At 40.3% G+C, this 12,280-nt stretch carries 11 protein-coding genes; 2 read left to right on the top strand and 9 right to left on the bottom strand.

Translation table 11 applies throughout. The annotated features are described in order from the left end of the window. Positions 1 to 330: 330 nt before the first annotated feature. The 9 genes from IGI37_RS00785 to IGI37_RS00745 all read right to left on the bottom strand — a co-directional run bounded on the left by IGI37_RS00785 (position 331) and on the right by IGI37_RS00745 (position 11,026). On the bottom strand, positions 331 to 777 hold the full coding sequence (locus tag IGI37_RS00785) for a threonine/serine exporter family protein (RefSeq protein WP_438759504.1): 447 nt from the start codon (positions 775 to 777) through the stop codon (positions 331 to 333). Beyond that, the gene (locus IGI37_RS00780) at positions 777 to 1,547 is read right to left on the bottom strand and encodes a threonine/serine ThrE exporter family protein (RefSeq protein ID WP_438759503.1); all 771 of its coding nucleotides are present in this window, start codon (positions 1,545 to 1,547) and stop codon (positions 777 to 779) included. Before IGI37_RS00780 ends, IGI37_RS00785 begins: the two co-directional genes overlap by 1 nt. Positions 1,548 to 1,796: 249 nt before the next feature. Beyond that, a complete protein-coding gene (locus tag IGI37_RS00775; protein WP_438759502.1) occupies positions 1,797 to 2,861 on the bottom strand; it encodes a M24 family metallopeptidase in 1,065 nt (354 codons plus the stop codon). Between the two features lie 6 nt (positions 2,862 to 2,867). Then, positions 2,868 to 4,064, bottom strand: a complete 1,197-nt coding sequence (locus IGI37_RS00770; protein WP_438759501.1) for an amidohydrolase family protein — start codon at positions 4,062 to 4,064, stop codon at positions 2,868 to 2,870. Between the two features lie 20 nt (positions 4,065 to 4,084). Beyond that, complete coding sequence (locus IGI37_RS00765) at positions 4,085 to 5,557, bottom strand: peptide MFS transporter (protein ID WP_438759500.1); 1,473 nt, start codon at positions 5,555 to 5,557, stop codon at positions 4,085 to 4,087. Positions 5,558 to 5,635: 78 nt separating this feature from the next. Continuing rightward, positions 5,636 to 6,439, bottom strand: coding sequence for a pyrroline-5-carboxylate reductase (gene proC / locus IGI37_RS00760; RefSeq protein ID WP_438759499.1), 804 nt, complete (start codon positions 6,437 to 6,439; stop codon positions 5,636 to 5,638). Between the two features lie 18 nt (positions 6,440 to 6,457). After that, on the bottom strand, positions 6,458 to 7,663 hold the full coding sequence (locus tag IGI37_RS00755) for a CD0519/CD1768 family membrane protein (protein ID WP_438759498.1): 1,206 nt from the start codon (positions 7,661 to 7,663) through the stop codon (positions 6,458 to 6,460). A 120-nt stretch (positions 7,664 to 7,783) separates the two neighbouring features. Beyond that, on the bottom strand, positions 7,784 to 10,186 hold the full coding sequence (gene hypD / locus IGI37_RS00750) for a trans-4-hydroxy-L-proline dehydratase (RefSeq protein ID WP_438759497.1): 2,403 nt from the start codon (positions 10,184 to 10,186) through the stop codon (positions 7,784 to 7,786). Between the two features lie 54 nt (positions 10,187 to 10,240). Beyond that, the gene (locus tag IGI37_RS00745) at positions 10,241 to 11,026 is read right to left on the bottom strand and encodes a radical SAM protein (RefSeq protein ID WP_438759496.1); all 786 of its coding nucleotides are present in this window, start codon (positions 11,024 to 11,026) and stop codon (positions 10,241 to 10,243) included. Positions 11,027 to 11,234: 208 nt separating this feature from the next. On the opposite strand from IGI37_RS00745, the gene IGI37_RS00740 reads away from it, so the two are divergent. Then, complete coding sequence (locus IGI37_RS00740; protein WP_438759495.1) at positions 11,235 to 11,795, top strand: helix-turn-helix domain-containing protein; 561 nt, start codon at positions 11,235 to 11,237, stop codon at positions 11,793 to 11,795. Between the two features lie 90 nt (positions 11,796 to 11,885). After that, positions 11,886 to 12,206, top strand: coding sequence for a pyrimidine/purine nucleoside phosphorylase (locus IGI37_RS00735; RefSeq protein ID WP_438759494.1), 321 nt, complete (start codon positions 11,886 to 11,888; stop codon positions 12,204 to 12,206). Positions 12,207 to 12,280: the final 74 nt, after the last annotated feature.

Raw genomic sequence — 12,280 nt, 5'->3', positions numbered from 1 at the left:
GCACTTGCATGAAAGACTATTATACAGGAGGTTTTATATGCTAATTTAGATATTGGTCATGTTCTTCGCCGAGAGTGGTTAACTTCTTCGCACTGACTGGTCAATTCTTTCGCAGAGGTGGTCAATTTACAATGCCGCCTTCAGGATACCCTGACTGCTATTATTCCTTCTAAAGACAAGCGTCTATTAAGATCTTTATAGAGAATGCCAAAAGAGTCTGGGACCATAACTTAAAAAGTTATGATCTCAGACTCCTCTTCCTCGAATAGACGGTGGGCACAGAAACAAGTCGCTACTCAACAGACATAGACGGTGCTAAAAGTGCTTTAGTTATTCCTTCCTCGCATGATACCCTGGAAAACAAACGGCTGGCAATTCATAACCGATACTAATACCCAAAGAAATCGCAATGGCGATTTTTAAGGCGGTCATGCCATACTCACTGAATTTCCCCATGTTACTGGTCACAAAACTATAGGCAAAATTATAGATACCTACGCCAGGTACCAAACAGAAAATACCACATATCAGGAAAATTGTTACTGGCGCTCTCAAACGAAAAGAAACTTCTCGCGACAAATAGATTAAAATCAGAGACGCGGTAAATGTAGCGATTGCAGTTGATGGGTACAATGAATAACTCCATAAATAGATAAGCCACCCTGTAGCCCCGATACAGCCGCAATAAATATAGTATTTTTTTGGCGCATCAAATAAAATTGCAAAGGAAATAGTGCCTAGAAAACTGGCTATTAATTGTAAACAAGTCTCTCCCATCACAGCGCTCCTATCATCATATGAAACATTTGCAGCCCCGCACCGACACCTACTGAAAGATACAAAGCTGTCATTAAAGCCGTCATAAGCTGCGCCCAACCTGACGTATAATCTTCATCAAATAAATAACGAATGCCATTTGCCAAAGGAACGCCTGGCACAAGAGAGATGACCCCTCCAATAATCAGGCTATTTACATTCAAATTAGAAAAGACAAGTGTCAGCAAGATAGCCGTCCCCGTCATGAAAAAACTGCTTCCTATTTGGCTGACAATTGTAGATAACTTCAATCGCGGAATCAGCAATAATTGGCAAACCGCTATTAATCCACCCAAAAAAAGAGCTCCGATAGAATCAAGGAATGTGCCACCAAATATATAACAAAAACTAGCGCTACCAAAACAGTAGGCAAAAAACTTTAGCGCTGGACTGGAATTGTTTTCGGTCTTTATCCGTTGTAATTCGTTTTTGGCCGTCTCACTCGTAATTTCCCCTTGACATACCTGACGCGACAGCGTGTTAATTCGGTCAATTCGCCCAAGATTAATCGCTCCGACAGAAATATCTTTAACCTTGGAAGATAACAATCCCTCTTCTGTCTCTGCTGTCAGAAAAAGACCGTTAATCATCACAAAGCTGTTAAAATTTTGTAGCTGAAAATAGTCTCCCAACAAGCTCACCATCAACTCAACTCGTTTAATTTCTCCCCCATTAATCAGTAGCGTCTCCCCAAAATCAAACACCAAATTAAACAATTCTTTTTCATTCAAGTCTGACAACTCCTTTTTGTAAACTATCAAGTCCGCTCTTTAAAAAAGAACAACTCTCACAAGCTGTGATTTTTAACTATCCGTTTAAGCTACACGTACAGACTTCGGGTCTAAAAAATTTCCAACCCAAATTTTCGAAAAACGAGCGTGGAACATAACTCTAATAGTTACATCCCACCCTCGTAGTGAACGCTTCTGTTTCAACCCAGTTCTTAACGGTGAGCCCAAAAGCAGCTCCTTCAACCTGGTTTATAATTCAATCAAATCGTGCGGGATGCTAATCATGTTTTCAATTCCGTCTTTTGTTACTAAGACTTGATCCTCGATTCGAATGCCACCCCATCCTGGAATGTAAATTCCTGGCTCAACCGTAATCACGTTGCCTTCTTCTAGGTTGCCATCATAACGTGTCGTTAATTGCGGGAACTCATGCACAAACATTCCGATACCATGACCGACGTTTGAATAAGTATACTTTTCATACTCCGTTCCTGCCACTGCTTTTAATGACGCTTTGTACACATCGCCACCCGCAACGCCTGCTTTCATCGCTGCCTCTGCATCTTCTAGCATTCGTTTTTCTAGTTCATAAACTTCTCTTTGTTTAGCCGTCGCTTTTCCAACCACCACTGTCCGAGTCATATCAGACAAGTAGCCGTTAAATTGACAACCAAAGTCCATCAACAACAAATCGCCATACTCGATAGGTTTAGATGAAGGAATGCCATGCAACAAGGAAGTTTTGGTTCCTGAGATTAAAATGTTTCCATAAGGTTTGGTGTCCGCCCCTTCTTGAACCATATATAAAGCCAGTTTTGCAGCCAGCTCTTTTTCTGTCACACCCACTTTGATATCTTTGAATAAACGATTCAACGCGCGACAAGAAATTTCACAGGCATTTTGTAAATACTGAATTTCTTGAGCCGTTTTAATCTGACGGAATTCCTCAATAACTCCTGCAGCAGGAACTAATTCTGCGTTGATTGCTTGAGAAAAATCTGCATATTCTGCATAAACCACTTGATCATCTTCAAAAGCCAGACTCTTTAGTCCCTCTTTTTCGACGACGCTCTGAACAGCCAAACCATGTCCTGAAGCACGCCAATCAATAATCGTATAGTCAGGAACCTCAATAGCCGCCTGCTCTGTGTAGCGTGGGTCCGTCAAAATATATTGATTCTTCAAAGTAATTAAAATCGCTGAATCCTCGCCTTCAAAGCCACTAATATAACGAATATTGGGAAGCTTTTGGATAAAATAAGCATCCAAGTTATTTTTTTCTAAATACGCTCTTAACTTATCAATATTTTTCATGTTTTTTTACTCCTCATGTACTTTTTTTCCGCCTAGTAAGACAAACTGAACATCTCTTAGCGCTTCAATATCTTGACTGACATCTCCTTTAACAACAAGGACATCTGCCTGTAAGCCAGCCGTCAATGAACCTGTCACATCAGCCAAATCAAACACCTCAGCCGGATTCGTTGTTGCTGTTTGAATCGCTTCAATCGGTTTTAGCCCGTAACGAACCATCAATTCTAGCTCCTCTACGATTGGAACTGCAGGGGCTTCCAACATAACCATATCCGTTCCAGCTAAAATTTTCACGCCTGAATCATAGATCTTTTTGAAATTTTCTTTATACGAACCCACCGAAGAGGCAAAAAAATCTAAATGATGACTGTAGGTTTCAGTCGATTTATTTGAGTTATCAATCGCTGTTTCTTGAACCTTTTGATTAAAGGCTTCAAGAAAGTGGTAGGCAAACATTGTCGGCGTCCATGCTTGACCATTTTCAGCCATCTGTCTGCCCTGTTCAGCTGTTAAGAAATTGCCATGCTCAATCGTATCAAAGCCCGCATCAATACACATTTGAATTCCTGGTGAAGTGCCCGCATGTACAACACATTTTAAGCCCAACCGATGAGCCTCCAGCACACCTCCCGTCAATTCTTCTTGTGTAAATTCACAAATATCATCACGATTAGTGGTCAACATCTTAATCCAGTCTGCCCCATCACGTTTTTGTCGGCGAATCGTGTGTACGATGTTATCTACACCATCCACTTCCTCAATGCCATCCTCATGTCCATGTCCGCCAGTGATACAAATCCCACGATCAGTATGCAAAATTCGTGGCGCTTTAACATAGCCCTTTTCAGCCGCTAAACGTAATGTTTGAAGTAAAAATTGAGGCCCGCAACAATCACGAATCGTTGTCACACCTTTTTCCAAACAAATTTGCGCCTGTTTTTGTGCATAGTAGGCAATCATAAAGTCATTATAATTGTACAGATCCGGTTGCGTCCAATAGTAGCCCAAATGAATATGCGCATCAATTAAGCCTGGTAAAATCGTCGCCTCACCAAAATCGGTCACGTCTTCATTAGGGTAGCGTTTAGCCATCTCGTCAAAGGTCCCGACTTCTATTATCTTCTCGTCTTCAATCAAAATAGCGCCATGAGTCAGAACGGTTTTGCCATCTCCAATAATCATTGTTTTTGCCGTTAGTAACATGTTCTGCCGCCTTTCTTTTTTTATTTTCCGTGTTGCATTTTAGACGCAATGTTTTTATTCAGAAGCCACACAAGTAACCCAATTCCAGCCGTAATCCCACCAATCACTAAGAAATACGTTGATTCATGCCCTTGTTTATAAAAGTTGACGGCGATTGCACTCAAGCCGGCCCCTGTCGATTGACTCAATTGCCAAACTGTGACCATTTGTGCCGTAAATGCTGCTGGCGCAACCATCGTAGCACTGGCCATACCGATTGGTGACGTTAAGCCTTCGCCCAAAATGATAATCGCATAAAAAACAATTAACCACAGCGGACTAACCTTCACATCACTTGAATACAGCATGAACGGAATTACCATAAAAATTGGTCCCAATCCCCATAAAAAGGTTCCTAAACCAAACTTTTTCGCTGTATTGGGTTGTTTAGCCCCCATTTTTGTCCATAAAGCACCCAAAATCGAACCAAATACCACCGCAAACACGGCCGGAACCGTTTGAAAAGCAGCTGGTGTCCATTCCATCCCTAAAAAGTTCAAATTGACTTGTTCTGCCGCATAAATAGCTAAAATACTCGTTGATTGAGACCAAATCATCATATTGAAACAATTACATACAAAAATAAAGATAAAATAACGAACCTTGACTGCTTCTTCCGGTGACGTCTTTTTGCTCGTGATAATAATCACTAAATACACCAACGGAATAAAGATAGAAATTGTACTAATAATATTACTGAAGCTCTTCGGTGTTAAAACGCCTGTTACAAATAATAGAATCAGCGTAGCAATCACTGCCACCGCTCCTATCAACATATAAGCAATCATCTTTTTACGTCTTGTTGCGGGAAATGGATCATCTGGTTTCATCCCAATATCTCCATACACAGATTTAGCCGTCATAACATACAAGATAAAACCGGCCCCTTGAATCACTGCGGCAAACAAGAAACCCGCATGATAATTCAGCGCTAAAGCAATTGACCCTGTAATTACTGGCGCAATCGCTCCCACATTATTCATGATATACATCACTGAAAATCCGGCATCCCGACGCGAATCTTCCTTCTTGTATAATTTTCCAGCCATCGCATACAAACTAGTTCCCATTGAGGCTGCTGAGAATAATAACACCAATTGGCTAACCAAATATAGAGGCACACCTCCACCAGGAATAGCCAGTAAAGCGTATCCAACTGTTTTCATCAAGTAACCTACAACCATCGCTTTTCTAACACCGATAAAACGGTCCGCAACATATGCGCCAATAATTCCAGCCATAAACATTAACGAATTATACACATTAACTAGCTGCGCAGAAACATCTTGAGTGAATCCTAGCCCACCACTAGCTGTACTTTTATACAAATAATAAATTAAAATTGCTGACATGCCATAGTTCCCAAACGCTTGGGCTAAGGCCATAAATGAGCTCACCGTTAAACCTACTGGGTGACCAAACAATTGTCGTTGCGGCTTACTAACTTTTTCCATACTTTCCTTCTCCATAACAATCTCCTCTTCATTTTTTTACAAAAAAGGCTCTGCAGAAATTTGCAGAGCCTTCAGTTGTTAACTTAATTGCGCATTACGTTTCGCAGCTGCTTGGACCGCATTCATCACGGCCGAACGGAAGCCATGATCCTCCAAGGTTTTTACCGCTTCAATCGTTGTGCCACCAGGAGATGTCACCATATCTTTTAGTGCTCCTGGATGTTGATTGGTTTCTAAAACCATTTTGGCTGAACCAAGAACGGTTTGAGCAGCAAATTCATAAGCTTGCGGGCGTGGCATTCCTTCAAGTACCGCACCATCCGCCAAAGCCTCGATGAACATGTACACATACGCTGGTGCAGAACCACTCACACCAACAACTGCATCTATTAAGTTTTCAGTGACCGCTTGTGCTTTACCGAAGCTTCCAAATATTTCCAGAACCGCTTGTTGTTCTTCTGCTGACACATTCGGATTATAAGCTACGGCCGACATCCCTTCACCCACGAGAGCTGGCGTATTAGGCATGACTCTAACAATCTTATGCTCTGTTGATAACACGTCTTCCATTGTAGCAATATTCACACCTGCTGCAACGGAAATTAAGATTTGTTCTTTCGTTAAATTCGGTGCCAATTCTTTCAATAAATCAGGCAAAACATACGGTTTCACAGCAAAAATAATGGTGTCACTATTTTTAGCCAAAGTATCTGAATCCGCTGTAGGAGTTACCCCGAGTTCTGTCGCTAATTTATCGACAAGCGGTTGGTACACATCATATATCCAGATATCTTTTGGTTCATATAATTTGGACTGTATTAGTCCTTGGATCATTGCCCGACCCATATTTCCGGTTCCATAAAAGCCAATTGTTTTTGCCATTTTTTCTTTCCTCTCTTGTTAAAAAAGTAACATATAAGCGTAGTTAGCCACTAATCCTGCGACAAGTCCCCCGATAAAATGGGTCAGCATCGCATACGTCACAATCGAACGCGTCTTCATCGAATCAGCCATTGACGCATGTGTTGATAAAAATCCTGCCCAGCAATAAGCAATCGCAAAATAAACAGCCATATCATGTCCATTTAATAAGCCTTGGTCAGCCAAAGCTTTTGCTCCTGCAATAGAAGCACCACATGCACCCAATGAAGTCAAAGGTAACCCTAATACTTCAGGATTTGCAAAACCAAATAGCGGCGTTAAAATGAATGAAATTTTTTCACCTAAGAAAGGCAGTAATCCCGTTCCCTCATACGCAACCCCTTGATAAATCGCTTGACCATCAACTATGCTTGGTCCATTCGTCAACATCATTACTAATGTTGTAAAAATTAAGATTCCTGGAATAATACTTAACCCAAGCTCTACACCCGTTTTTCCTCCATCAAATGTAGCATTTAAACCGCGTTGGAACAAGCTTCCTTCGCGAACTTTTCGATAGCCAGCTGGTGTTGCTTCCGTTTTAGCATCTAAATACTCATCAGTCACAATCGCTTCGGTTCCATAAATCTTTTTCGTTTTCATCATCAACAAACGGTTACTAACAATCCCACCAATAATTGCACAAACAATTCCGACGCCGACACTTGTTGCATATTTTCCCGACTGAATACCCAAAATTCCGCCTGTAATGATAATTCCCATACCAAAAGTCGTTCCGAAGTTAATCATCGTTGCCCACTGGTATTTTTTGAAATATTTCGCATAACCAGGATCTTTCGCAATTAAGACAATCGCTGGATTATCAGAAAAATAACAAGTTACCGCACCCAATGCAGACGCACCTGGTAACCCAAATAGAGGTTTCATGATTGGTGAGATGAGTTTATTTAACAACGCTGTCACACCAAACTCTGAAAATACCGAAGAAACGGCACCTGCTAACACAGCCACACCCATTATATAGAGACAAGTATTTAACAATAAATCATGTGCCGTTTTCATGATCACGCTAAACATCACGCCGACACCCATCACACTTCCGAAATACACAGCCACCGCGACAACAAACCCGATACAGATAAACGTACCAATACTTACATCTTTACGCAGCAACGAATCACCCTTACTGGCGCCCATCGCTACATTCTTTTGTTCTAATTCCATCTTTTATCTCCTTATTTAAAAAGATTTTTGTTAGAAAAGCTTTTTGGTCCTTCGTCTTTTTTTAGAGGAGGCAATGACAGAAACCCTATCAGCTCCTGTCATACACCCGTCTAGTAAGATTTAAGCAAATGCTTGTTCTGTTCGGTTGATAATCTCATCTTGCAAAGCACGGTCTAAGTTATTGAAGTAATCAGAGTAGCCTGCCACACGAACAATGAGGTTTTCATAATCTTTCGGATTTTCTTGCGCTTTAATCAAGGTTGCCCGATCAATGACGTTAAACTGCATGTGATGACCATCCATCGCAAAGTATGAACGAATCAAACTTGACATATGCGTAATTCCGTCTTCGCCTGCCACAACAGATGGTGTGAATTTTTGGTTCAACAATGCACCGCCCGTCTTCAATTGATCCAGTTTCGCTGCTGATTTAATCACCGCAGTTGGCCCATTACGATCGGCGCCTTTTTCTGGTGAAATCCCATCTGGTAATGGAATATGTGCATGACGACCATTCGGACTTGCCTCCATAACCTGTCCAAAGTACACGTGACAAGTTGTTGGTAGGAATTCAACCACGGTTGTTGCTCCTTTTGGTGTCGTTCTGCCTGCAATTGTCGCTTGTAATGAATCAGCAACATCAACCATCAAATGATCGGCATAATCATCATCATTTCCGTATTTCGGCGTTTTATTATGAACGAGATCGAAAATTTCATCATATCCTTCAAAGTCCGCTTTACAAGCAGCCAATAACTCATCAATCGTCATTGTTTTGTCTTCAAAAACGTTCTTTTTGATAGCCGCTAATGAGTCGGTAATCGTCGCTACCCCTACGCATTGGATGTAACTTGTGTTGTAACGTGCGCCTCCAGCATTGTAATCCACGCCGGCACTAATACAGTCATCAGTAATCACTGATAAAAGTGGCACAGGCATTGATTCCATATACATACGCTCAATAATGTTATTTCCAGCAACCTTAACATCAACCACATATGTTAATTGTTTAAAGAACGCCTCATACCATTCTTCATAAGAGGTGAAGCTACGTGGATCACCTAAATCCAATCCAACTTGTTCGTTGCTATAGGTATCAAATCCTCTATTTTGCACCAACTCTAAGACTTTAGGAACGTTCAAGTAACCCGTTAACACATAGGCTTCTTTTCCAGCAACCCCTGTCTCAACACATCCGCTGGCAATTCCACTCTCACGAATATCATCCATTTCTTTTCCTAAGAATAATAACTCTTGAACAATCGCTTCTGAGTTGTAAAAAGCAGGCTGGCCCCACCCTTTACGAGAAACTTTTAAGGCCTCTCTTAAGAAGTTTTCCGGACTCTTCTTAGAAATTTGAACATTTGAGCTTGGTTGTAATAATTTCATTTCATCCATCACTTCTAAGATTAAATAACTCACATCACTGACACCCGACGTACCATCTGGACGCAATGCCCCTGTGTTGATGTTACAGAAGTCCGTATAGGTTGCGCTCTCTTTAAGCGTAATTCCCACTTTTGGAGGAGCTGGTTGGTTATTAAACTGAATCCATAAGTTTTCTAAAATTTCACGTGCTTCATCACGCGTCAATTCTCCTGACTCAATCTCGCGGTTATAAAAGGGTTCCAGATGTTGATCCAACTTCCCTGGAGAATAGGCATCCCAGTTATTCATCTCAACGGTTACCCCAATATGTGTAAACCAATACATTTGAACCGCCTGACGGAATGTTTTTGGCGCATGTTTTGGCACAACATCACAAACTTCAGCTAATTCTAGTAACTCTTTTTTCCATTGTGCATCTGTTTCAACAGCTGCTAAGTCGCGCGCTTGTTTGGCATAACGTTCGCCAAAGAGAATCATCGCTTCACAGACAAGCTTCATTCCTTCAAGCTCTTCCTTTTTGTTCAACGCTTCTAAGTCATTGTTGTAGTCAAGGCTTGCAATCATCGCTTCAATATCTTTGATAAAATCACTGTAGCCTTTTTGATAAATCTTTCCGTCAGCAACCGTATGCCCTGGACCCCGTTGCATCAAGAACTCTGTATAAAGACCTGCGTTAAACAGTTTGTGCCATTCATCTGGTAATAGACGTTCCATACGTGTCATCATAGCTCGGTCTTTCCAATAAGGAATAATCACTTCTTCTTGGATTTTACGATCTTCTTCAGATACACGGAAGAAAACTTTTTCACGATTGTTCATGTTATCCATGTCTTCTAATGAATGACAGCAAAGCTCTGGAAAGGTTGGCGCAGCCCACGGTTTATGTCCTTTTTCACCGACAACTAAACCACCTCGCTCAATATAAAGTGTTCTGTTTTCCATGATATGTTTGAACGCTAATCCACGCAAAACAGGTGTTGAAACTTTTCCTTCATATTTTTTATAAGCTTCTGTTAAGAGCACGGCCCGCTCCATTGACACGCAAGGTTCACACTGATTATCACTAATTTCTCGTAAATGTTGAATACGCTCAGTTGAGCCTCTTCTTGTTTTTTCTAATGTTAAATGTGACATTTTGGTTCCTCCTTATTTTTCTTTACATGCTTCATCTTTTTATTTTTCCTTTATTTATCCGCCAATTTTGACGTTATAGCCTTCTTTTTCTAAATACTCTTCCACAATATGTAGTTGTGCATCGTCCGGTTTTTCAAAGTTTTGGGTACACTCTCTTCCTAAGCGGTCATACTTATCTTTACCGAAATCGTGGTAAGGAAGTAAATTGATCTCTGAAACAATTAGTTTATTCTCCTTCAACCAAGAGACCGTTTCTTCAATTGTTTCTAACTGATCATTAATTCCTTTCAATAAAATTAAGCGTAGGTAAATCTTCCCTCCTTTATCAGAAATAAATTTTAAGTTCTCTTTGACTTGCACGTTATCTCTCAGCGTATACCTTTCATGCAATTGTGAATCAATGAACTTTAGATCATATAAAAAACCATCCACGTAGGGCAGAATTTTCTCATAGTTCTCTTGTGGCGCGACTCCACAAGTGTCCACCATTATAGAAATCCCCAGGCGTTTTATTCGCCTTGCTAACTCAACAATATACTCGCTTGAGTGAGTCATCACTTCTCCACCAGAAAAAGTCACACCCCCACCCGATTGATCATAAAAAATCTGATCAGATTGAACTTTTTTCACAATTTTATCTATCGTATACTGTTGTCCGACGACTTCTTCTACTCCATCCTTGTTCAACATGACCTCTTGCGTATATTTTTGACTTTCAGGGTTATGACACCACAGACAACGAATCGGACATCCCTTAAAAAAAATAGTCGTTCGAATCCCAGGACCATCATGTACTGAAAACTTTTGGATATTAAAAATATAGGGCGTTTTCAATTTCATTCACCTCACTTTGTGTCTTCCCTCACATTATATTCACTTTCATGAAATAAATCAACAATTATTTAAATTTAATTTCACACAAATGAACAAACAGAAAGGGTGAAAAGCGCTAAAAAACCGCTTACATCAAGCTTTTGCGCCTTTATTATTTATTTGATGCGCGTATAAGGTATAATGAATACGCAATAATTTTTTTTAGGAGGCCCTCATGGAATTAGGCGAAAAAGTAAAACAATTACGAAACAAGAAAAAAATGACCATCAAAGAAATGTCGAAATTGACTGGTCTCTCAACTGGCTTTATTTCTCAGTTTGAACGCGGAATTACCACAATAGACGTAAAACACTTAGATACCATCGCAGAAATTTTAGATACGGATATTACAACCTTTTTCTCTAAAGAGACACAAAAGAATACATCACTCGAACAAGACATCATCGTTAGACGTTATAATCGTCCTTATGTACAGCAAGTCAACAGGGTCGTTCATTTTGACCTGGGCCATTTCAGTGATCAGTTAACAATGTCCCCTGAGTACATCGAGATCATGCCCAATGAAACCAAAGAAATTCCCGCTTCCTATACACATGAAGGCGAAGAGTTCATCTTTGTGCTAGAAGGTGTGCTGACTTTCTCTTGGGATGATGAAGATATCCGACTTTATCCAGGCGATTCAGCTCACTTTCCTTCTGACCATCCACATAACTGGGATAATATGTCTGATACCATCGCAAAAGTCATTATTGTTCACGCACCTAGAATCAACTAGTTCACTTTTTCTCAAATAATTATCCATCCTCTTGCAAAAATTCACGAGAATGAATATAATGAAGCTACTAATTTTGAAAAGAGGAATATTATGTCTAAAAAATTTAAAAATGCGACTATTATTGAAAAAGCCAATGTCTACTTTGATGGTAAAGTAAATAGCCGTACTGTCCAAACCACAGAAGGCAAGATGATTACTCTCGGTTTTATGCAACCAGGCGAGTACACCTTTACTACAGATGCCGCTGAATTGATGGAAGTCATTAATGGCAGCATGAAAATTAAACAAGCCAGCTCAGATATCTGGGAAGACTTCCCTTCCGGCACAGCCTTCAACGTTCCCAAAAATAGCAGTTTCCAAGTTCAAGTAAACACTTTTGCAGACTACTGCTGTTCTTATTTAGAAGACTAATCAATAAAAGGGTTCGCTTTGAGAAATAAATCACATGATTTTTTATGTACCGTAACTTTCTTCAGATAGATGAT

Source organism: Enterococcus sp. AZ194, assembly GCF_051713825.1.
Classification (GTDB): Bacteria; Bacillota; Bacilli; order Lactobacillales; family Enterococcaceae; genus Enterococcus_K.
Note: the sequence above shows the minus strand (reverse complement) of the source record. Positions and strands in the feature narration are given on the sequence as shown.

Bases quoted from the DNA above. Each gene is read 5' to 3' on its own strand.
- IGI37_RS00785 (WP_438759504.1), bottom strand. From the start codon at position 777: ATGGGAGAGACTTGTTTACAATTAATAGCCAGTTTTCTAGGCACTATT.
- IGI37_RS00775 (WP_438759502.1), bottom strand. From the start codon at position 2,861: ATGAAAAATATTGATAAGTTAAGAGCGTATTTAGAAAAAAATAACTTG.
- IGI37_RS00770 (WP_438759501.1), bottom strand. From the start codon at position 4,064: ATGTTACTAACGGCAAAAACAATGATTATTGGAGATGGCAAAACCGTT.
- IGI37_RS00765 (WP_438759500.1), bottom strand. From the start codon at position 5,557: ATGGAAAAAGTTAGTAAGCCGCAACGACAATTGTTTGGTCACCCAGTA.
- proC (WP_438759499.1), bottom strand. From the start codon at position 6,439: ATGGCAAAAACAATTGGCTTTTATGGAACCGGAAATATGGGTCGGGCA.
- IGI37_RS00755 (WP_438759498.1), bottom strand. From the start codon at position 7,663: ATGGAATTAGAACAAAAGAATGTAGCGATGGGCGCCAGTAAGGGTGAT.
- hypD (WP_438759497.1), bottom strand. From the start codon at position 10,186: ATGTCACATTTAACATTAGAAAAAACAAGAAGAGGCTCAACTGAGCGT.
- IGI37_RS00745 (WP_438759496.1), bottom strand. From the start codon at position 11,026: ATGAAATTGAAAACGCCCTATATTTTTAATATCCAAAAGTTTTCAGTA.
- IGI37_RS00740 (WP_438759495.1), top strand. From the start codon at position 11,235: ATGGAATTAGGCGAAAAAGTAAAACAATTACGAAACAAGAAAAAAATG.
- IGI37_RS00735 (WP_438759494.1), top strand. From the start codon at position 11,886: ATGTCTAAAAAATTTAAAAATGCGACTATTATTGAAAAAGCCAATGTC.